This window comes from Burkholderia sp. BCC0097 (genome assembly GCF_902832985.1).
GTDB classification, from domain to species: Bacteria; Pseudomonadota; Gammaproteobacteria; order Burkholderiales; family Burkholderiaceae; genus Burkholderia; species Burkholderia orbicola.
In genome coordinates, this window is the sequence record NZ_CADFDM010000002.1 from 470608 (window position 1) to 492333 (window position 21726).

Sequence of the window (21726 nt, forward strand, 5' to 3'; positions counted from 1 at the left end):
GAGCGTCATGTCCGAATTGCAGCAATACCTGCCGGCGCTGTTGCGCGGCGCCGAGGTGACGATCGTGCTCGCCGTGCTGTCCGTCGCGCTCGCCGTATGCATCGGCATGGCGGGCGCGATGGCCAAGCTGTCGGGCTCGCGCGTGCTGGTGTCCGCCGCCACCGCCTATACCACGCTGATTCGCGGCGTACCGGAGTTCGTGATGATGCTGCTGGTGTTCTACGGCGGCCAGATTCTGCTGAACGGGCTGTCGGCCGTGTTCGGCCTGCATGCGCCCGACGTCGACGCGTTCGCGACCGCGGTGCTGACGATCGGCTTCATATTCGGCGCGTACTACACGGAGACGTTCCGTGGCGCGATCCTCGGCGTGCCGCGCGGCCAGATGGAGGCGGCGCGCGCATACGGATTCTCGGGCTGGCTCGCGTTTCGCCGCATCCTGTTTCCGCAGATGGCGCGGCTCGCGTTGCCCGCCGCCGTGAACAACTGGCTGGTGCTGCTCAAGACCACGGCGATCGCGTCGCTGATCGGCCTGCACGACGTGATGTTCATCTCCGATCAGGCCGGCCGAACGACCCAGGCGCCGATGACGTTCTATCTGGCCGCCTGCGCGGTGTATCTGCTGGTGACGTCGGGATCGACCGCGTGCCTGGCGCGCGCCCGCGTCCGCCTGAACCGCGGCATGCGCGAAGGGAGGCTGCACGGATGAGCCACGAACAATGGATCTCGCTGCTCGGCGCATACGCCGGCGGGCTGTGGGTGACGGTGCAGCTCACTGTGGGCTCGCTGGCCCTCGGATTGCTGCTCGCGATTCCGCTGGCCGTGCTGCGCGTGTCGCCGAGCCGCTTCGTGCACGGCCCGGTGGCGGCGTACACTTGGTTCATGCGCGGCACGCCGTTGCTCGCGCAACTGATGATCGTGTATTACGGCTTCGGCCAGTTCCAGTGGGTGCAGGACGCGTGGCAGCGCGGCAATCCGCTGTTGCTGGTGCTGCGCGATCCGTTCGGGTGCGCGATGATCGCGCTGACCGCGAACACCTGTGCATATACCGTCGAAATCCTGGCCGGCGCGATCCGTGCCACCGCATACGGCGAGATCGAAGCGGCGCAGGCGTACGGGATGTCGCGCGCGACCGCCTGGCGCCGCATCGTGTTGCCGTCGGCGCTGCGCCGGTTCCTGCCCGCGTACAGCAACGAAATCATCCTGATGCTGCACGGCACGTCGCTCGTCAGCGCGATCACGCTGATCGACCTGACAGGCGCCGCGCGGGATTTCTACGCGAACTACTACGCACCGTTCGAGGCGTTCATTTCCGTCGGCACCGTCTATTTCGCGTTGACGGGGCTCGTCGCGCTGTCGATCCGGGCAACCGAGCGGCGCTTGCTCGTCCACTTGAGGCCGTTGCCGCTCTCCACGCTCGTTCAATCGCGGAGCCACGCCACATGAGTGCACTGTCCGTCGAAAATCTTCACAAGCGCTACGGCGACAACGAGGTGCTGAAAGGTGTCTCGCTGGCGGCCAACCCGGGCGACGTGATCAGCGTGATCGGTTCGTCGGGGTCGGGCAAGAGCACGCTGCTTCGTTGCATCAATTTCCTGGAATCGCCTTCGTCGGGCCGCGTGTCGCTCGGTGGCGGCGAGGTGAGAACGTCGGTCGACCGCAACGGCCGGATCAGGATTTCGGATCCCGTCCAGTTGCGCCGGATGCGCACGCGGCTTGCGATGGTGTTTCAGCATTTCAATCTGTGGGCACACATGACGGTGCGGCAGAACGTCGTCGAGGCGCCGCTGCACGTGCTGAAGCTCGGCCGCGCGGAGGCGCGCGAGCGGGCGGAGCGCTATCTCGAGCAGGTCGGCATGACGCGCTTCGCCGACGCGTATCCGGCGCACCTGTCCGGCGGCCAGCAGCAGCGTGTCGCGATCGCACGGGCGCTCGCGATGGAGCCCGACGCGCTACTGTTCGACGAGCCGACGTCGGCGCTCGATCCGGAGCTGGTCGGGGACGTGCTCAAGGTGATGCGCGATCTCGCGCGCGAAGGCCGGACGATGATCGTCGTCACGCACGAGATGGGCTTCGCGCGCGAGGTGTCGAACCACGTGATGTTCCTGCATCAAGGCGTGGTGGAGGAGGAGGGCCACCCGCGCGACATATTGAAAACGCCGAAAAGCGGACGGTTGCAGAAGTTCCTGTCCGGCGGGCTCAAATAGCCGGAACCGGCGGCCTGTTCGGGCCGGTGCCGCGCAGGCAAGACACGATCATGGAAGAGACGAAACCGGGAAGGTACCCATGCATACTCTGAAGCAGAATGACATCGATCACGTCCTTCATCCGTATACGAACCTGAGCCGCCATCGCGAAGTCGGGCCGATGGTGATCGAGCGCGGCGAGGGCGTCTACGTATACGACACGGAAGGCAACCGCTACATCGAGGCGCTGAGCGGCCTGTTCTGCGCGTCGCTGGGGTTCAGCGAATCGCGGCTGGCCGACGCGGCGGACCGGCAGATGCGCAAGCTGCCGTTTTATCACGCGTTCGGTCATAAGTCGTCCGAACCGTCTATCCTGCTGGCCGAGAAGCTGATTTCGATGGCGCCCGTGCCGATGTCGAAAGTGTTCTTCGCGAACTCCGGCTCAGAAGCCAACGACACCGCAGTGAAGCTGATCTGGTATCACAACAACGCGCTCGGGCGGCCGTTGAAGAAGAAGATCATCGCACGCACGCGGGCATACCACGGCGTGACGATCGCCTCCGCGAGCCTGACCGGCCTGCCGAACAACCATCGCGACTTCGACCTCCCGATCGACCGCATCCTGCATACGGATTGCCCGCACTACTATCGTCATGGGCTGCCGGGCGAATCGGAGGAGCAGTTCGCGACCCGCTGCGCCGAGTCGCTCGAGCAACTGATTCTTCGCGAAGGGCCCGACACGATCGCCGCGTTCTTTGCCGAGCCGATCATGGCGTCGGGCGGCGTGATCGTGCCGCCCGCCACCTATATGGACAAGATCCAGCGCGTGCTGAAGCGGCACGACATCCTGCTCGTGGCCGACGAGGTCATCTGCAGTTTTGGCCGCACCGGCAACATGTTCGGCTCGGAAACCTTCGGCATGCAACCCGACATGATCGTCGTCGCGAAGCAGTTGTCGGCCGGCTACCTGCCGATCTCGGCGCTGATGGTCAACGATGCGATCTATCGCACGCTCGTGGCCGAAAGCGAGAAGATCGGCACCTTCGGCCACGGCTTCACGTACAGCGGCCATCCGGTTTGCGCGGCCGTCGCGCTCGAGACGCTTCGCATCTACGACGAAGACGGCGTGCTCGACCACGTGCGCAGCGTGATCCCGCATTTCCAGCAGCGCGTGGCCGATCTCGCCGCGCATCCGCTCGTGGGCGAGGCGCGCGGGGCCGGGCTGCTCGCGGCCGTCGAACTGGTGGCCGACAAGGCGACGAAAACGCCGTTTCCGCCGTCCGAAGGCGTGGCCGCCCATGCCGGCGAGCGCGCGCTGACGTACGGCGTGATCACCCGCGCGCTGGGCGATGCGTTCAATTTCTGCCCGCCGCTGATCATCACGCACGACGAAATCGACCAGTTGTTCGATGCGTCGAAACGGGCGCTCGACGACACGCTCGCGTGGCGCCGGTCGCTGTCCGCACGCTGAATCGGGAGAACACCATGAGGAATTTCGAACAACCGGGTCGCTCGCTCGTGATGTCGACCGGCGCAATGGCCGCGACGTCGCATCCCGCGTCGACGCTGGCGGCCATCCGCATCCTGGAAGCCGGCGGCAACGCGATGGACGCCGCGATTGCCGCGTGCGCGGTGCAATGCGTCGTCGAGCCCGGCTCGACAGGCATCGGCGGCGACTGCTTCGCGCTCTATTCGCGCGGCGGCGGCGACGACATCGTCGGCTTCAACGGCTCGGGGTGGGCGCCGGCCGCCGCCAGCGTCGAGCGGCTGAGCGCACTCGGCGTCACGTCGATCGAGCGCCACTCGCCGCACGCGGTGACGGTGCCCGGCGCGGTCGACGCATGGGCGACGCTCGCGCGCGACCACGGCTCGCTGCCGCTTTCCGCGTTGCTTGCGCCGGCGATCCGGCTCGCGCGCGACGGCTATGCGGTCGCGCCGCGCGCGGCGGCGGACTGGGCGCATCAGGCGCAACTGCTGTCGCTGGACGCCACGAGCCGCGCGCAGATGCTGGTGGCCGGCCACGCGCCGCGGGCGGGCACCGTGCATCGGCAGCCGCTGCTCGCGCACACTCTCGAGACGATCGCGCAAGCGGGCCCGCGCGTGTTCTACGAAGGCGCGGTCGCGGAGGACATCGTCGCGCGCCTGCGCAGCATGGGCGGCCTGCATACGATGGACGACTTCGCGGCGTTCCATGGCGAATACGTGACGCCGATCACCGCGCGCTTTCGCGGCTACGACGTGCACGAGTGCCCGCCGAACGGGCAGGGCGTCATCGCGCTGCTGTTGCTGAAGCTGCTCGAAGGATGCGACGCGAACGACGATCCGCTCGGTGCCGAGCGCCTGCACCGGGAGATCGATGCCGCACGCGTCGCGTATGCGCTTCGCGACGTGCTGCTCGCGGACCCGCGCCTTCGGCCGATGGATGTCGAGACGCTGTTGTCGGAGGCGTCCGTCGAATCGCTGCGCACGCGCATCGCGGCGCTGCACGCGATCGGCGCGCCGGTCGCGGCCCCGGTGGAGCACAAGGACACGGTCTATATCTGCGTGGTGGACAAGGATCGCAACTGCGCGAGCTTCATCAATTCGCTGTTTCATCCGTTCGGCAGCGGCATCATGTCCGCGCAAACGGGCGTGATGCTGCACAACCGCGGCCAGAGCTTCACGCTCGAAGCCGGCCACCCGAATGCGATCGTGTCGCACGCAAGGCCGATGCACACGATCATTCCCGGCATGGTGACGCGCGACGGCAAGGTGCAGATCACGTTCGGCGTGATGGGCGGTCATTATCAGGCGATGGGGCATGCGCACTTCCTGTCGAAGGTGCTCGACTACGACCTCGACCTGCAGACGGCGATCGACCTGCCGCGCATCTTTCCGCGGCCGGGCACCGATCAGGTGGAGGTCGAATGCACGATGCCCGCGGCGGTGCGCGAAGCGCTCGCGCGACGCGGCTTCAATCTCGTCGCCCCGAACTCGGCGATCGGCGGCGCGCAGGCGATCCGGATCGACTGGGAGGCCGGCACGCTGATGGGCGCGTCCGACCACCGCAAGGACGGCTGCGCGCTGGGTATCTGACACGGGCGTTCGCGTTATCGGCAGACAAAAGAGGGGTGACGCATCATGCAGAAGCAGTCGATCGTGCGCGGCGACGGTGCGATCCGCCGCGAATCGCCATATGGTTCGTCGAAGGAGAACACCTATGCGGGCGTGGTGTCGTTCATGCGGCGCCTGTATACGAAGGAGCTGGCCGGCGTCGATCTCGCGGTGACCGGCGTGCCGCTCGATATCGCGACGACCAACCGCCCGGGCGCGCGGCTCGGCCCGCGCGCGATTCGCGCGGCGAGCAGCCAGCTCGGCGTGCTGCTGCCGTATCCGTGGGGGATCAATCCGTTCGACGACTACGCGGTGATCGACTACGGCGACTGCTGGCTCGACGTGCACAATCCGTCGACCGTCAAGGAGACGATCGTCGCGCATGCGCGAACGATCCTCGATGCCGGTGCAAGGATGCTGACGCTCGGCGGCGATCACTACATCAGTTACCCGCTGCTCGTGGCCCATGCGGAAAAGTACGGCAGGCCGCTGTCGCTGATCCATTTCGATGCGCACTGCGACACCTGGCCCGACGATCAACCGGACAGCCTCAATCACGGATCGATGTTCTACAAGGCGATCAAGGACGGGCTGATCGACCCTGCCCACTCGGTGCAGGTGGGCATCCGGACGTGGAACGACGATTTCATGGGTGTGTCGGTGCTCGATGCGGCATGGGTGCATGAGCACGGCGTGAACGCGACCATTGCGCGCATCGTCGAGATCGTCGGCGCGCGGCCGACTTATTTCACCTTCGACGTCGACGGGCTCGATCCGGCGTTCGCGCCGGGCACCGGCACGCCCGTGCCGGGCGGCCTGTCGAGCGCGCAGGCGCTGTCGATCATTCGCGGGCTCACGTCGGTCGACCTGGTCGGCGCGGACGTGGTCGAGGTCGCGCCCGCCTACGATCACGCGGACATTACCGCGCTTGCCGCCGCGCACGTAGCGAGCGAGCTGGTCTGCCTGTTCAGGCATCGCGCTCGCGCGGCGCGGTAAGCCCGGGGCCCGCCGGCGATTCGCGTCGCCGGCGGGCCCCGGTAAAAGGTCGAATCGATATCGTTCATATCGATTCGTTATACGAATGAAAAGAAGAATGAAGCCGCAAGTGCATCAAACAGATGGATCAACCCGCAACGACAGGAGAGCACGGCAATGAAATGGATCGCATCGACCACCCTTGCGTGCGCGGCCGGCATGTGCGGAAACGCATTCGCGCAAAGCTCGGTCACGCTTTACGGCGTCATCGACGAATCGATTCAGTACACGCACAACACCGGCGGCGCCAGCAACCAGGTCAAGCTGCAGTCGGGGCAGATGTCCGTGAGCCAGTGGGGACTGAAAGGCACGGAGGATCTCGGCGGCGGCCTCAGCGCGCTATTCAACCTGCAGAACGGTTTCAACGTGAACAGCGGCAAGATGAGCGGCGGCCTGCTGTTCGGACGCAAGGCGTTCGTCGGGCTGTCGGGCGGCTTCGGCACGGTGACGGCCGGCCGTCAGCAGGACACGTTGCAGGACCTGGTGCTGCCGGTGCAGGGGAACAATTTCCTCGAGTATTTCACGGCGCCCGGGGACATCGACAACGCCGACGGCTCGGTCCGCAACAGCAATGCGGTCAAATGGGTGAGCCCGTCGTGGGGCGGCCTGCAGGTGGCCGCGATGTACGGGTTCGGCGGCGTGGCCGGCTCGGTCGGCTCGGGTCAGGCGTACAACGCGGCGATGTCGTACACGGCCGGGCCGTTGACCGTCGCGGCTGGTTACGCGCATCTGGACAACGGTAACGCGGTGCTGTCGACGCGCGGTGCAAGCAGCGCCGATACGATCTTCCTGTCGCCGGTCAACAATGCCTACGCGACCGCGAGTGCGGTGAATATCGCGCGCGCCGGCGTCAGCTACGTACTCGGTGCATTCACGCTGGGTGGCCACTACAGCTATGCCGAGTACCTGCGCGACGGCAATTCGACGTTCGGCGCGACCGAGCGCTACAACAACGGCTCGGTGTTTGTCGCGTGGCAGGCTTCGCCGGCGCTGCTGTTCGAGACGGGTTACAACTACCTGAAATCGCACGGCGATTCGTCGGCCACGTACCAGCAGGTCACGCTCGCGGCCGACTATGCGCTCAGCAAGCGCACCGATCTCTACGCGACGATGAGCTACGGGCACGCGTCGGGCAGCAACGGCGCGGGCCCCGCGCAGGCAGTGATTGCGGACGCGTATGTCGACGGCGGCAAGGCGACCCAGGAACTCGCGATCGTCGGCATTCGCCACCGCTTCTGATCGCGAGCGCCGCGCATCATGGCAGCGGCGCGCCCCACGCCGCCGTCACGTCGCCGCCGAGCCGCCATTCGCTGAACGGGCGGCGCGGCGCGATGATCGCCGGCAGGCGGCGATCGTGAAAGCGTGCGTAGTACGGCTCGACCCAGCTCAGTTCGTCGCGGAACGTCCACGGAAACAGGTCCTGCCTGATCGGCGTGATCTTCCTGAAACTCGCGGGATCTTCCACCGCGTCGATCACGAGATTCGCGAGGCGGCCGATCGCACCGTCGTTCTCGCGGTAGAGATCGATGTTGCGCCGCTGAACGAGTTCGGCCGCGAACACGAGCGGCAGCAGCGCGAAGGTGTGATAGTGGAGCGCGCGGTCGCCGCGCTTCACCTCGCGCGCGAGCGAACCGTCCGGGCCGATGTCGCGAATGCCTTCGCGTACCCGCAGCAAGCCGGAATCGATCAGGCTTGCATTGTCGATGACGACGCCGATCGCGATCAGGTCGAGTCCGGCCCAGTACACGAGATTGTTGTGCAGATGGTTGATTGCTTCCGCATTGCGGGTCGCGATCGCGATGCGTTCGAGCCACGGGTCGATCGCATTGAATTTCCCGCGGTTCGCGTCGCGCAACCCGCGCGGCATGCGCAGGATCACCATCGCGAAATCGGTGCCGGCCCACGAGCGTTCGTAGTAGCCCTGATAACCGGATAGGCGGCCCATCAACGCGTCCGATTGCGCCCAGTTGTCGAGCAGTGTCAATGCGCACGACCAGTCGCCGCGATCCGCCGCCGCGTTCAGCTTCGCGACGAAGTCGCGCATCGGCTTCACGTCGCGCGCATAACCGGTGGGGTCGTCGTAGTAGCCGGGCGGATCGATCGTCCGCACGGGGGCAGGGACTTCGCACGCGCGGCTGGCGGTGGCCGTGCCGACGAGCGTGCCGACGGTGAAGAGGACAGCGAACAAGGTTCGAACGGAGACGGTGCGCATGGGGGCTCGACGGGGAAGTTTCGGGCTGAACGCTGGAGCGAAGGCAGTCTAGCGCCCGGGACTTTCGCCAGGCTTTCCACGGCGAGCCGTTGCCGTTCCGATCCGCCGGCCGCCGGTGCGACGCATGGCGGTCGTGACGGCCTCGCATGGCATGCAATGCGCTATTCTGTCGTCCTCAACCGCCAGCCCGATCCGATGAAGCGTCCGTCGTTCTCCACCCAACTCGTCATGCTCTGGGCACTCGTCGCGGCGCTGTGCGCGACGCTGGTCGCGGTCGTCTGGGTCACGGCGAGTTCCGCCGAAAGTCAGCAAGTGGCCAGCGCGAAGGCCGCCGGCGCGTCGGCCTGCGAAGCGGTCGCGTCGCGTTACGGCGCGTCTTCCGCGTCGGCGGGCGCCGGGCCTGCCCCGGATCTGATGCACGCGATCCTCGACATCGTGCTCTCGCGTGCGCCGGACATGGAAGGCGGGTTCTGGATGCCCGGCGCCGCGCCCGAGGCGAGCGGCTTTCTCGCGTATTCGTTTCCCACTTATCAGGGCAGCGGCGTCAAACGCGACGTTCCGGAAGCGGAAACGCCGCTGATCCTCCGCACGCTGCATGCCGCGGCCGCGACGCATGCGGCGACGGCGAACGTCGTCGAAGGCGCGCAGGATGCCGTGATCGCGGCGGCCTGTCCGGTACGCGGCGGCGCGGGGCTGTACGTGTGGATGCTGACGCGGGCGCGCCCGCCGCTGGGCCGGCACGGGGAATTGCTGGCCACAGGGCTCGCGGCCGTGCTCGCGGTGATTCTGGCGATCGCGGCGGCGCTGGCCGTGGCGCTGCGCCGCTGGAAGCGCAATCTCGCCCGGATCGAGAGCGGGCTGGGGCCCGACGGTCGCGAGCATCACCTGCCGTACGTCGGCGAACCCGATCTCGACCGCGTCATCGATGCGTTCAACGAGCGGGCGCGCCGCGCCGACCGGCTGCAACAGCAGGCCGACGAGCTCCGTACGCGGCTCGCGCAGGCCGAACGCTTCGGCATGCTGGGCAAGCTTGCCGCGCAGGTCGCGCACGAGATTCGCAATCCGATGGGCGCGATGCGGCTGAAGGCGGAAAACGCGCTGGCCGGCGACGGCCGGCGGCAGCAGGACGCATTGCGTGTGATCCTCGCGCAGATCGAGCGCATCGATGCGCAATTGTCGAGCCTGCTCGCGCTGACGCAGCCGGTGCGCCCGCATGCGACACGGGTCGACGTCGACGCGTGGCTCGCGCAGGTCGTCGACGCGCACCGCGAGCTGGCGCAGCGGCAAGCGATCGACCTGACGGTGTCGCTCGCGGGGCAGGGCGAACGGCTCGCGTGGCCGTCGGATCGTCCCGCCTTCGATCCCGACCAGATGCGGCGGGCGCTCGACAACCTGCTGCTCAACGCGCTGCACCACGCGGGCGACGGCGGCGCGGTCACGCTCACCGCCGAGCGGCGCGCGTTCGCCGGGCGCGACTGGTTGTGCATCACCGTGTCGGACAGCGGCCCCGGGGTGCCGGCCGCGCAGCGCGAGCGGATCTTCGAGCCGTTCGTGACGGGGCGTGCGGACGGCACGGGCCTCGGTCTTGCCGTGGTCCGCGAAGTGGCGGCGGCGCACGGCGGGCAGGCGCGCCTCGACGGGGGCGCCGCATTCGTGATTGAAATTCCATGGCAAACATCCTCATAGTCGACGACGACGCGGCCTTTCGCGACGGCCTCGCCGAAACGCTGGCCGATCTCGGTCATCGGGCCGTCGAGGCCGCATCCGGCCGGGCCGCGCTGAGCGCGCTGCGCGACGGCGGCGGCATCGAATGCATCTTTCTGGATTTCCGCCTGCCGGATCTGGACGGGCTGGCCGTGCTGGCGCAACTGCGTGACGATCCCGCGCTGGCCGCGATTCCGGTCGTCATGCTGACGGCCCATGCGACCAGCGACAACACGATCGAAGCGATGCGGCTCGGCGCATTCGATCACCTGACGAAGCCGATCGGGCGTCGGGACATCGCGCAACTGCTCGAACGCATCGTGTCGGCGAATCAGCCGCCCGCGCCGGCGCCCTCCGACAGCGGTTTCGCGGGCGAACCTTCGGCGGACCGACCGCGATTGCTGGGCGTGAGCGCCGCGATGCGCGACGTGCAAAAGCAGATCGGCCGGGCCGCGATGAGCGATGCGACCGTGCTCCTGACCGGCGAGACGGGCACGGGCAAGGAGGTCGCGGCCCGCGTGCTGCATGCCGCATCGGCCCGCCACGCGGGGCCGTTCGTCGCCGTCAACTGCGCGGCCATCCCGGCCGATCTGCTCGAAAGCGAGTTGTTCGGGCATCGTCGCGGTGCGTTCACCGGGGCGCATGCCGATCGCGCGGGGCGCCTCGTCGAGGCCGACGGCGGGACGCTCTTTCTCGACGAGATCGGCGACATGCCCGCCGCGATGCAGGCCAAGCTGCTGCGCGCGCTGCAGGAGCGCCAGGTGATGCCGCTCGGCGCGGACCGCGCGACGGCGATCGACATTCGCGTCGTGGCCGCGACGCACCGCGACCTCGCCGCGGCCGTCGCGGACGGCACGTTCCGCGAAGATCTCTTCTATCGGCTGAACGTCATTCCGCTGCACCTGCCGCCGCTCGCGGAGCGTGTGGCCGACATCCTGCCGCTGGCCGCGCATTTCCTGGGCAACGCCGCAGGCATGCGCGCGCTGCATCTGACGAACGACGCTCAGCGCGCGCTGCTCGATCACCGCTGGCCGGGCAACGTCCGCGAACTGCGCAACGTGATGGAGCGGGCGGCCGCGCTCGCCCCCGGGCCGGCCGTCAGCGCGGCGGACCTCGGCCTGGCCGCCGTGCCCGCGCGCGAATCGGACGCCGATGCGGTGCCGGCGCACCTGCTCGACATGCCGCTGCCCGATGCGCTGGCGACGGTCGAGCGCGCGGCAATCCTGCACGCGCTCGAGCGCGCGAACGGCAATCGTGCGGAAGCCGCGAGGCAGCTCGGGATCGGCCGCCAGTCGCTCTATGCGCGCATGGCGAATCTCGGGATCGAGCGGGACGACTAACCACCCCGCTGCAACTGTCGGGATCGACGACATTCGTTGAAGCAACGTGTCGGGAAATCCGACAGGTTTGGCGCGCGTCGTCGTTCGGCGCACGGCCACGCGGGGCGTCGCGGGTTGGCACGGGTATTGCGGATATCGGTGCATCGCAACCCGTCGCCGGAGTCCGTCATGAAGTCGTACCTGCCTGTCGTTCGATCGCGGCCGCGGCGCCGTGTCGCCGTTCACCGGTCGTATCGCATGCTCTTCGCTGCCGCACTCGTTGCCGTCGCAACGGTCAGCGTGGCGCAGGTGCCGCCGCCACCGCGCGCGGAAGACCCGGCCGGCGCCGTGCCGCCTCCGCCGCCTCCTCCTCCTCGGCCTCGTGCGCTTGTGCCTGCCATGCCCGGAAACGACACCGCCTCCGACGCGCTGGTGTCCGGCACGCTGTCGCGCCTGACGATCAATCCGGAAGGCGCGGTCGACGGCTTCCTGCTCACCGACGGCACGCTCGTCCGCCTGCCGCCGCATCTTGGTTCGCAACTGACGGCGCTCGTGCGGTCGGGTCAGCGTGTCACGGTAGCCGGCGAGCGACGCGGCGACGATGAAATCCATGCACGCGTGGTCCGCAACGACGGCACCGGTGCGTCGTTGTCCGATCAGCCGCCCGCGCCCGCCGCACCCGTGCCGCCGATGCTGCGCGGCGTCAACCTCGCCCGCCTGAGCGTATCCGGCGTCGTGCGCCGCGTGACGCGTGCCCCGCGCGGCGAGCCGGACGGCGTGATGCTCGACAGCGGTGCGATCGTCAAGCTGACCGTGCCGGCCGCCCAGCAATTCGGCGCGCTGCTCGCCCCTGGCGAGCGCGTGGCCGCGATCGGCTACGGCACGCGCAACGCCTACGGCGAAGCGCTGCAGGCGACGGCGTTCGGCGCGCCGGGCCATGTCGTGAATCTTTACGACGACGCCGCGCGCTGATCGCGCGACGCTATTCCTCCATCCATCGAAAGGAGTTCTGCCATGCATTGGATCGATCCCGCCTGCCTGCCCGAAACGCGCGGCCGCGTCACGCAATTCCTGCTCAATCCGCACGGAGAAATCGACGGCCTGATCCTGAACGGCGACCTGCAAGTTCACGTACCGCCGCATCTGGGCCGCGAACTGATGCGCCGTGTCGCGGTCGGCGACCGCATCCGCGTGCGGGGCGTCAAGCCGCGTCGCGCGGCAATGATCTCGGCCGTGCAACTGACCGGCCGCGACGGCGTCGACATCGTCGACGACGGGCCCGCGCACGCTGCACCGCCGAAGCCGACGCACGCTGCTCGACAGCCGATGGAATCGAGCGGCGAAGTCGCGTTCGGGCTGCATGGGCCGAAAGGCGAGTTGAACGGCGCGTTGCTGACGAGCGGCGTCGCGCTGCGGGTGCCGCCGCATGCGGCTGAAGCCCTCCACGATTATCTGCGTCCCGGCGTTCATGTGCAGGCGTGGGGACACGGCGTCGCCACGCCGCACGGCACGACGCTCGACGTGAGCGAGATCGCCGAGCTGGTCGATGCGGACGCCGAATGATCGTGCGACGGTGAGACGACCATGAGGCCGGCACGCGCGCTCGAAGCGCTCAACTTCTTCCTGGCCGACGTGCAGGCCGGCATCGGCCCGTTCATCGGCGTCATCCTGCTGTCGCGCGGCTGGGGCGCCGATGCGATCGGCTCGGTCATGACGCTGGCCGGGCTCGCCGCGATGGCCGCGACGCCGTTGGCCGGCGCGCTCGTCGACGCGGTGCGCGCGAAGCGGGCGCTGATCGTCGTGGCGGCCGCCGCGACGGCACTCGCGTCGCTCGCGCTGATGTTCGTCCACGGTTATCCGGCGGTGGCGGCGTCGCAGATCCTGGCGGCGGTCAGCGGCGCGGCGCTCGCGCCGGCCGTCGCGGGCGTGACGCTCGGCATCGTGCGCCGGCAGGGTTTCGACCGGCAGTTCGGGCGCAACCAGATGGCGAACCACGCCGGCAACGTCGCCGGGGCGGCGCTCGCCGGGTGGCTCGGCTGGCATGTCGGATTCGATGCGGTGTTCGCGCTCGTCGGCGTGTTTACGGCCCTCGCCATCGTGAGCACGCTGGCGATTCCCGGGCAGGCGATCGACCATGCGTCCGCCCGTGGTCTCGATCCTGCCAGTACCGCACCGGGAACGGATGCTGCGCATCCCGATGCGGTCGGCGCGGTGTCGACGTCGCACGTCGACGGTCTGCGCACGCTCGCCGAAAACCGGCCGCTGGTGCTGCTCGGGGCGTCGCTCGCGCTGTTTCATCTCGGCAACGCCGCGATGCTGCCGCTCTACGGGATGGGCGTCGTCGTCACGCATCGCAGCGACCCGAGCGCGTTCACCGCACAGACCATCGTCATCGCGCAGTGCGTGATGGTCGCGGCGGCGTGGCTCGCGCCCCGGCTGATTCGCTCGCACGGTTACTGGCGCGTGCTGCTGTTCTCGTACCTCGTGCTGCCGGTGCGCGGGGTGGTCGCCGCGGCGTGGATGAGCGAGGCGGGCGTGTGGCCGGTGCAGGTGCTCGACGGCATCGGCGCAGGCCTGCAAAGCGTGGTCGTGCCCGCGCTCGTGGTTCGTTTGCTGCATGGCTCCGGCCGCGTGAATGCCGGGCAGGGCGCCGTCGCGACCGCGCAGGGCATCGGCGCGGCGCTCAGCCCCGTGCTGGGCGGCGTGCTCGCGCAGCACTTCGGTTATCCGGCCGCGTTCGTCGTGCTGGGCGCCGTGTCCACGGGCTCGCTCGCGCTATGGCTCGGTCATGCGCGCTCGCTGAGCAGCGTGTGCGGCAAGCCCGCCGATCTATCGGCGACATCGTCGTGAAAGCGATATCGATTCCCCATGCCTCCATCCACCTGCCCATGAATCCTGTTTCGCTTGCCTGGCTGATTTCCGCACTCGCCACCGCGGGCGTCATCACGCGCCCGTTCGGCTGGCCCGAGGCCATCTGGGCCGTGAGCGGCGCGCTGCTGCTGGTCGTGTTGAACCTGTTGCCCGTCGCGCAGGCGCTGGACGCCGTCGCGAAAGGCGGCGACGTGTACCTCTTTCTGACGGGCATGATGCTGCTGTCCGAGGCGGCTCGTCGCGAGGGGCTCTTCGACTGGGTCGCGACGCACGTCGTCAATCTCGCACAGGGCTCGCCGCGGCGGTTGTTCGCGCTGATCTACGCGGTCGGTGTCGTTACCACGGTGTTCCTGTCGAACGATGCGACCGCCGTCGTGCTGACGCCCGCGGTTCTTGCCGCCGCGCGGCGCGCGAAGGCCGATCCGATGCCGCTGCTGTACAGCTGCGCGCTCGTCGCCAATGCCGCGAGTTTCGTGCTGCCGATTTCGAATCCGGCGAACCTGGTGCTGTACGGCGCGCACATGCCGGCGCTCGGCGCATGGCTTGCGCACTTCGCGGCGCCGTCCGTCGCGTCGATCGCATGCACGTTCGTCATGCTGAGGATCGTGCAGCGACGGGCGCTTGCCGGCCGTTGCGAGTCGGGGCTGCCGGTGCAGCCGCTGACGAGCGGCGGACGCATCGCGCTCGCGGGCATCGCCGCAACGGCCGTCGCACTGATGGCGGTGTCCGTGTTCGATCGCCCGCTCGGGTTGCCGACCGCGCTGGCGGGTGTCGTCACGGTCGCATGCGTGGTGATGCGGGATCGCGCGGCCGGCGTGCCGATCGTTCGCGCGATTTCATGGAGCGTGCTGCCGCTCGTCGCGGGATTATTCGTCGTCGTCGAGACGCTCGACCGGACCGGCGCGGTGCGCGTACTCGCGGGGCTGCTGCATACGCTGATGCAAAGCGGTGAGCACATCGCGGCGGCGGCGGCCGGCGTCGCGGTCGCACTGGTGTCGAACGCGGTCAACAACCTGCCTGCCGGGCTGATCGCAAGCTCGACGATCCAGGCCGCGCACAGTCCGCAAACGGTGGTCGACGCGATTCTGATCGGCGTCGATCTGGGCCCGAACCTGTCCGTCACCGGTTCGCTCGCGACGATTCTGTGGCTCGCGGCGATCCGGCGCGAAGGGCTGCAGGTCGGTTTCCGCGCATTCCTCGCGGTCGGGGCGTGCGTGATGCCGCCCGCGTTGCTGCTCGCGCTGGGCGCGCGGTTCGTGGTCGGCGGATGACGCGCGATGCGTGTCGCGTCAGCCGTCCCGGCCGACCTAGAACGAGTAGGCGAGCGACGCGAACAGGCTGCGCGGCGCGCCTGGCGTGACCCACAGGCTGTTGTACGAACTGACGTAGGTGGTGCGGTTGAACAGGTTGTTCAGCACGACCGATGCACGCAGGTGCTTGTTGACCTGAAGGTAGCCGTTGAGCTGCACGGTCGCGTAGGCCGGCAACTCGAAGCCGTCCTGCGTGTTGGCCGTGTTGCCGGCGCGGCGGCCGACATAGATCACGCCGGCTCCCGCGCCGGCCTTGTCCGCGAACGGCAGGGTCGTCTCGTACATCAGCAGCGCGCTGCCGCTCAACCGCGGTACGTCGACGAGGCGTGAGCCCGGCGCCAGCACCGAATCGCGCGTGACCTCGGCGTCGACGTACGCGAAGTTTGCGATGCCGCGAAGGCCGTGACCGAGGTCGCCGCTCCATTCGAATTCGACGCCGCGGCTGCGCACTTCGCCGGCCGCGCGCGAGAAGCCGGCATTCGCCGGATCGGCGGTGAGCACGTTGCGCTTGGTCACGTAGAACGCCGAGACGGTCGTGAGCGAGCGCGCGCCCGCCCATTTCGCACCGGCTTCGTAGCCGTGGCCCTTTTCGGGATCGAACGCGCGGCCGTTGATGTCGGCACCGTTGTTCGGCCGGAACGAATACGCGGTGTTCGCATAGAACGACCACGCGGGGCTCATTTCATACACGACGCCGATACGCGGGCTCAGCGCGGTCTGCAACTGGCTCGTCGTCACGCCCTTCAGGCGGTTGTCGATCGACTGGTGGAAGCGATCCCAGCGCAGCCCCGCCAGGATCTTCCAGTGCGGCCCGAACGCGAGCGTGTCCTGCGCGTAGATGCCTTGTCCGTCGTCGCGTTCGAGCAGGTTGGTCGCGGTGCGCGGCGTCGGCGCGGGCTGGCCGTAGACCGGATCGAAGATGTCGATCGCGTACGGCGCCGCGGCGCTCGGCGTGGAGCGCGTGACGAACTGGTCGTAGTTGAAGCGGTACGCATCGACGCCCATCACGAGCGTATGGCCGATGCTGCCCGTGCGGAACGCGCCGGTGGTTTCGAGGCGGCCTTGCAGGTCGTTCGAGTGAAACGCGACTTGCCGGTAGCGGCGCCAAAGCGTGCGGCCGTCCGGTTGCAACGAGAAGGCTTCGGACGAGCGCCCCGACAGGTCGGTGTTGCGTTGCGCGACGCCGGCGTTGATCGACCAGCTGGAATCGATGCGATGCTCGAGCGTGAACTGGTGGCCCGTGTTGCGCACGTCGTAGTCGCCGTCGCGCGGCTCGCCGAGAAAGCGCGACGCGGGGATCACGCCGAGCTGCCCGTTGACCGCCAGCACGCCGCGATCGAGCGGCGCGCGCTGACGCGCGCTCTCGAACTCGTAGTGGAGCGTCGTGTCCGCGCCGATGTCCCACGTGAACGACGGCGAGAACAGGTAGCGTTTGCTCGACACCGTGTCGCGAAAGCTGCCGTTGTTCTCGTTCATCGCGACGAAGCGGTACGCCAGCGATTTCGTGACGGGGCCGGTCGAATCGAGTGTCTGGCGCAACGCGCCGTAGCTGCCGGCCGATACGCCGATGGTGTTCGCGCGGGCGAACTGCGGCTGCTTCGTCGTATAGCTGATGATCCCGCCCGGATCGCCGCGGCCATACAGCGCGGACGCCGGCCCCTTGAGCACTTCCATGCGCTCGAGGTTGACGGTGTCGCGCGGCACGCTCATGCCGCGATTCCACGAGAAGCCATTGACCAGGTAGTCGGTGCCGGACGTGTTGCCGTCGCCGGCGAAGCCGCGCACCGCGTAGTTGTCCCACAGGCCGCCGAAGTTGTTCTGGCGCGAGACGCCCGCGACCCAGTCGTAAAGATCGTCGCCGCGCGTGGCGGCCACGGTCTGGATCAGCTTCGTACCGACGCTGCTGACCGCGAACGGAATCTCCATCACGTCCGCCTCGCTGCGCGTCGCACTCGTCGATTCGCGCGTGCGAAACGGCGCCGTCGCGCGTTGCGCGGACACCTCGATGGTGGGCAGCGCCGTTTCCTGCGCGTCGGCGGCGCCCATGCCGGTCGTGCCGACGACGATGGCCATCGGTGCGGCCGCCCAGTTCCTCCTGCTCATACCTCTCCCTTTCGTGTCGCTCGCGTTCGGGCACGGCGGGCGGCCTCGCGCCGACATCTGTGTTCCAAACAGTACATTTGCGCGGCAATTTAATGCAAATGAGAGGCATTTGCAATCGTAATTTTGAGAATTGATGGGGAGGGGAACGGTGCACGGCACGGAGGCGGTCGATCTGGTGTGCGGGTTTTGCAAAATACCGAATTGTGGGAAATTAATCGTTTCATGGAGAGGGTCGGATAGTGCCTCCATCTCGTTCGTACGGTGAAATTGCGAGAAATGTCGGGTAAACGTGATCCGTTGTGGATCGGAAAAACGGAGTGGGTTGTTTGACAAATCCCGTAATTCGGGATTACAGTAAAACCACTTCAGCCAAACCCGTCGAGCAGCCGCATGAACATCCCACAGTTGGACAGCGATACCGAAGCAAGAAGCGGGGCGAGCGTCGTGCTCGCCACCGCGCGAGACGCCGGCGTCGACGTCTGTTTCGCCAATCCCGGCACGACCGAAATGCCGTTCGTCGGTGCGCTCGACACCGTGGCCGGCGTGCGGTCGATCCTCGGGCTGTTCGAGGGCGTGTGCACGGGCGCCGCCGACGGCTATGGCCGCATGACCGGCAAGCCGGCGATGACGCTGCTGCACCTCGGGCCCGGCCATGCGAACGGCATTGCCAACCTGCACAATGCGCGCCGCGCCCGCACGCCGATCCTGAACATCGTCGGCGACCACACGCGTGAGCATCTGAAGTACGACGCACCGCTGACGTCCGACATCGAGTCGCTCGCCCGTCCAGTGTCGGTGTGGTATCGCAGCGTGGCGCGCGACACGGATCTCGCGACCGATACGGCCGATGCGATTTCCGCCGCGATGGGCGCGCAGCGCGGCGTCGCGACGCTCGTGCTGCCGGTGGATCTGCAGTCGGCCACGGTGCGCGGTGCGGCGTCGCCCGCCGTCGTGCGCCCGGCCGCGGTGTCGTTCGATGCCGCTCGCGTCGAACGGGTGGCCGATCTGCTGCTCAGCGGCCATCGCGCCGTCCTGCTGATGGGCGCGCGCGCGCTGTCGGCCCGCGGGCAGCGGGCGGCGGCGCGCATCGCCGCGGCAACCGGCGCGACCTGCTTCAGCGAGACTTTTCCGGCGCGGGCGGAGCGCGGCGGCGGCCTGCCCGACATCGACCGCCTGCCTTATTTCCCCGAGCCGGCGCTCGCGGCGCTGGCCGGCCGGCGCGTGGTGCTGGCCGGCGCGCTCGCGCCCGTCACCTACTTCGGCTACGAAGGTATTCCGGGCGAACTCGCGCGGCCCGAGGACATCGTGACGCTGGCTGAGCCGGGCGACGCAGCGGACGACGCGTTGGAAGCGCTGGCCGAGCGCGTCGGTGCGCCGGAGGGCGCCGCTGGCTTGCCCGTCGAGCGCTGGCAGGTGGACGGCGGGCCGCTGACGCCGCAGGCCGTCGGCCGCGTGCTGGCGAATGCGTTGCCCGACGATGCGATCGTGTCGATCGAAGGCGGCACGTGTGGTTACCCGTTCGTGACCGCATCGGCGCGTGCACGCCGCCACACCATTCTCACGAACACGGGCGGCGCGATCGGCCAGGGGTTGCCGGTGGCGCTCGGTGCGGCCGTCGCGTGCCCGGACCGCCGCGTGTTCGCGCTGCAGTCCGACGGCAGTGCGCAGTACACGATCCAGTCGCTGTGGACGATGGCGCGCGAGCGTTTGCCGATCGTGATGCTGATCGCCTCGAACCGGCGCTACGGCATCCTGCAGACCGAACTCGCGCGCAGCGGCCTGCCGGCGGATACGCCGCATGCCAGCCGCCTCACCCAACTGGACGACCCGCCGATCGACTGGCTCGCGCTGTCACACGGCTACGGCGTGCCGGCTCAACGCGCGAGCGACACCCGTGCACTGGTGCAAGCGCTCGACGATGCGCTTGCGCGCACCGACGGGCCGACGCTCATCGAAATGCAGTTGTCCTGATCGCGCAACCCGCTCCTTTCCTCAATCCCGACTCTCACCTTTCATCGACATGGATCTGCAACTGCACGGAAAAGCCGCGTTCATCACCGGCGGCAGCATGGGCATCGGCAAGGCGGTCGCGCTCGAACTGGCGCGCGAAGGCGTCAACGTCGCGATCGCCGCGCGACGCATCGAACATCTGGAAGCGGCGGCCGCCGAGATTCGCACGGCGCTCGCGCCGCTCGGCGACGCGGCCGGCGAGATCCTGCCCGTCACGGTGGACACGACCGACATGGTGTCGATCGAAGCGGCGATGGCCGCGAGCGTCGAGCGTTTCGGCCGGCTCGACGTCCTGCTGAACGGCGCCGCGCATCCGGGCGGGCTCGTACGGGCGGAGTTGGAGCACGCCGATCCGCAGGGGCTGCTGCAGGACATCGACATCAAGGTGGTCGGCTACCTGCGTTGCGCGAAGGCGGCCGCGCCGTATATGCGGCGCAACGGCTTCGGCCGGATCGTCAATATCGGTGGCCTGACCGGCCGCGGCAGCAAACAGCTGTCCGGCATGCGCAACGTGGCGATCGTGCACCTGACCAAGACGCTGTCCGACCAGCTCGGTCCGTTCGGCATCACGGTCAACACGATTCACCCGGGCGTCGTCGAGACGCCGCACATCCACGAGCTCTACGAGAAGGAAGCGCAGAAGCAGGGGCTCACGGCCGCGGAGGTCGAGGCCAACTACGTGAAGGTCACGCCGATCCGTCGCGTGCTGCAGCCGGAAGAAATGGGGTGGATCGTCGCGTTTCTCGCGTCGCCGAAGTCCGGCTCGATCACCGGCGAGTCGATCGGCTGCGACGGCGGGCTCACGCGCGGCATTTTTCTCTGACACAAGGAGCATTTCATGACCGCAACCGTACTGGTCGCCACCGCCGGGCAAGGCATCCTGCGCTCGAACGACGACGGCAAGACCTGGCATCGCCTCGGGCTCGCCGAACCGATCGAGTTCGACGGCATCGTGCGCGCGCTCGCGGTGTGCCCCGCGACGCCGTCGCGCGTCTATGCCGGCGCCGATTCGGGCCTGTGCATCAGCGAGGATGGCGGCGCGCACTGGTTCCGGCCCGACAACCTGCTGAACGGGCAGACGGTCTGGTCGATCGCGATCGATCCGGCGAACCCGGCGGTGCTCTACGCGGGCACCGGCGCGCCGTCGCGCGCCGCGCTTTACAAGTCGAGCGACGCGGGCGTGACCTGGGAGAGAGCGGCGCCCGAGTTTCCGGAGTTTTGCTCGGGCGTCAATCGTCCGCGGCTGCTGACGATCTGCGTGGATCCGGACGACAGCCGCAACGTCTGGTACGGCGTGGAGGAGGGCGGCGCGTGGCGCAGCCGCGATGCCGGTGCGAGCTGGACGCGCGTGGACGGCCCCGGCACCGCGATCCGCAACAGCGACATTCACGCGATCGCCATCCTGCCCGCCATGCAAGGCCGCCCGAAGACCACGGTGCTGCTGACGGTCAACGCGGTGTACGTGAGCGAGGACGACGGCCTGACGTGGGACGGCAAGCTGTCGCGCGACCGCTTCGACGGGCTGTACTACACGCGCACCGTCGTGCAACTGCCGGAACCGGAAGGCGACCTGCTGATGGCGATCGGTGACGGTACGCCCGGCACCCGCAGCCGCATCTATCGCTCGACCGACCGCGGCCGTGCGTGGCACGAGACGGATCTGCACACGCCGCCGAACTCCACGTTCTGGGCGTTCGGCGCGCATGCGGCCCGGCCGGCGCTCGTTTATGCGGGCACCAAGTACGGGCACCTGTTCCGCTCGCGCGACGGCGGCCGGAACTGGACCAAGGAATGGCGCGAGTTCAGCGAGATCACGGCGGTCGCGTGGACGCCGTTCGAGGCGCCGCTGGCCGCCCACGCGCAGTCGACCCACTGAGCGGAGCGAA

Annotated in this window: 18 protein-coding genes; 16 read left to right on the plus strand and 2 right to left on the minus strand. The window is 68.3% G+C overall.

All coding sequences use genetic code 11. From position 1 onward, the window contains the following. Positions 1–7 precede the first annotated feature (7 nt). The 7 genes from HWX07_RS07350 to HWX07_RS07380 all read left to right on the plus strand — a co-directional run bounded on the left by HWX07_RS07350 (position 8) and on the right by HWX07_RS07380 (position 7550). A complete protein-coding gene (locus tag HWX07_RS07350; protein ID WP_175875784.1) occupies positions 8–706 on the plus strand; it encodes an ABC transporter permease subunit in 699 nt (232 codons plus the stop codon). After that, entirely contained in the window at positions 703–1443 is a 741-nt protein-coding gene (locus tag HWX07_RS07355; protein ID WP_175875785.1) for an ABC transporter permease subunit, read from the plus strand. Before HWX07_RS07350 ends, HWX07_RS07355 begins: the two co-directional genes overlap by 4 nt. Further along, on the plus strand, positions 1440–2204 hold the full coding sequence (locus HWX07_RS07360) for an ATP-binding cassette domain-containing protein (protein ID WP_124701902.1): 765 nt from the start codon (positions 1440–1442) through the stop codon (positions 2202–2204). Before HWX07_RS07355 ends, HWX07_RS07360 begins: the two co-directional genes overlap by 4 nt. 79 nt (positions 2205–2283) lie before the next feature. Beyond that, positions 2284–3654, plus strand: coding sequence for an aspartate aminotransferase family protein (locus HWX07_RS07365; protein WP_175875786.1), 1371 nt, complete (start codon positions 2284–2286; stop codon positions 3652–3654). Positions 3655–3668: 14 nt separating this feature from the next. Beyond that, positions 3669–5258: a gamma-glutamyltransferase family protein gene (locus HWX07_RS07370; protein ID WP_175875787.1), complete on the plus strand. Its 1590-nt coding sequence runs from the start codon at positions 3669–3671 to the stop codon at positions 5256–5258. A gap of 45 nt (positions 5259–5303) precedes the next feature. Then, the gene (gene speB / locus HWX07_RS07375) at positions 5304–6272 is read left to right on the plus strand and encodes an agmatinase (protein ID WP_175875788.1); all 969 of its coding nucleotides are present in this window, start codon (positions 5304–5306) and stop codon (positions 6270–6272) included. 156 nt (positions 6273–6428) lie between these two features. After that, positions 6429–7550 (plus strand): porin, encoded by a 1122-nt coding sequence (locus HWX07_RS07380; RefSeq protein WP_175875789.1) that lies wholly within the window; start codon positions 6429–6431, stop codon positions 7548–7550. A gap of 16 nt (positions 7551–7566) precedes the next feature. Here the strand turns inward: HWX07_RS07380 and HWX07_RS07385 are convergent, their stop codons facing one another. Next, complete coding sequence (locus HWX07_RS07385; protein WP_175875790.1) at positions 7567–8523, minus strand: mannuronate-specific alginate lyase; 957 nt, start codon at positions 8521–8523, stop codon at positions 7567–7569. Positions 8524–8718: 195 nt separating this feature from the next. Here HWX07_RS07385 and HWX07_RS07390 point away from each other — a divergent pair, with 195 nt between their 5' ends. The 6 genes from HWX07_RS07390 to HWX07_RS07415 all read left to right on the plus strand — a co-directional run bounded on the left by HWX07_RS07390 (position 8719) and on the right by HWX07_RS07415 (position 15688). Continuing rightward, positions 8719–10209, plus strand: coding sequence for a HAMP domain-containing sensor histidine kinase (locus HWX07_RS07390; protein ID WP_175876153.1), 1491 nt, complete (start codon positions 8719–8721; stop codon positions 10207–10209). Then, positions 10191–11567, plus strand: a complete 1377-nt coding sequence (locus HWX07_RS07395; RefSeq protein WP_175875791.1) for a sigma-54 dependent transcriptional regulator — start codon at positions 10191–10193, stop codon at positions 11565–11567. Before HWX07_RS07390 ends, HWX07_RS07395 begins: the two co-directional genes overlap by 19 nt. Positions 11568–11945: 378 nt before the next feature. After that, on the plus strand, positions 11946–12518 hold the full coding sequence (locus tag HWX07_RS07400; protein ID WP_244129946.1) for a hypothetical protein: 573 nt from the start codon (positions 11946–11948) through the stop codon (positions 12516–12518). 42 nt (positions 12519–12560) lie between these two features. After that, entirely contained in the window at positions 12561–13109 is a 549-nt protein-coding gene (locus tag HWX07_RS07405; RefSeq protein ID WP_175875793.1) for a hypothetical protein, read from the plus strand. 21 nt (positions 13110–13130) lie between these two features. Further along, on the plus strand, positions 13131–14396 hold the full coding sequence (locus HWX07_RS07410) for an MFS transporter (protein WP_175875794.1): 1266 nt from the start codon (positions 13131–13133) through the stop codon (positions 14394–14396). 38 nt (positions 14397–14434) lie between these two features. After that, complete coding sequence (locus tag HWX07_RS07415) at positions 14435–15688, plus strand: arsenic transporter (protein ID WP_175875795.1); 1254 nt, start codon at positions 14435–14437, stop codon at positions 15686–15688. 36 nt (positions 15689–15724) lie between these two features. On the opposite strand, the gene HWX07_RS07420 is transcribed toward HWX07_RS07415, so the two are convergent. After that, a complete protein-coding gene (locus HWX07_RS07420; protein WP_175875796.1) occupies positions 15725–17830 on the minus strand; it encodes a TonB-dependent receptor in 2106 nt (701 codons plus the stop codon). A 390-nt stretch (positions 17831–18220) separates the two neighbouring features. Between HWX07_RS07420 and HWX07_RS07425 the strand changes: the two genes are divergently transcribed. Genes HWX07_RS07425 through HWX07_RS07435 form a run of 3 tightly spaced genes read left to right on the plus strand, consistent with a single transcriptional unit; the run spans position 18221 to position 21716 of the window. Beyond that, positions 18221–19801, plus strand: coding sequence for an acetolactate synthase large subunit (locus HWX07_RS07425; protein ID WP_175875797.1), 1581 nt, complete (start codon positions 18221–18223; stop codon positions 19799–19801). Between the two features lie 49 nt (positions 19802–19850). Then, a complete protein-coding gene (locus HWX07_RS07430; protein ID WP_175875798.1) occupies positions 19851–20663 on the plus strand; it encodes an SDR family oxidoreductase in 813 nt (270 codons plus the stop codon). Between the two features lie 15 nt (positions 20664–20678). Next, positions 20679–21716 (plus strand): sialidase family protein, encoded by a 1038-nt coding sequence (locus tag HWX07_RS07435; RefSeq protein ID WP_175875799.1) that lies wholly within the window; start codon positions 20679–20681, stop codon positions 21714–21716. Positions 21717–21726: the final 10 nt, after the last annotated feature.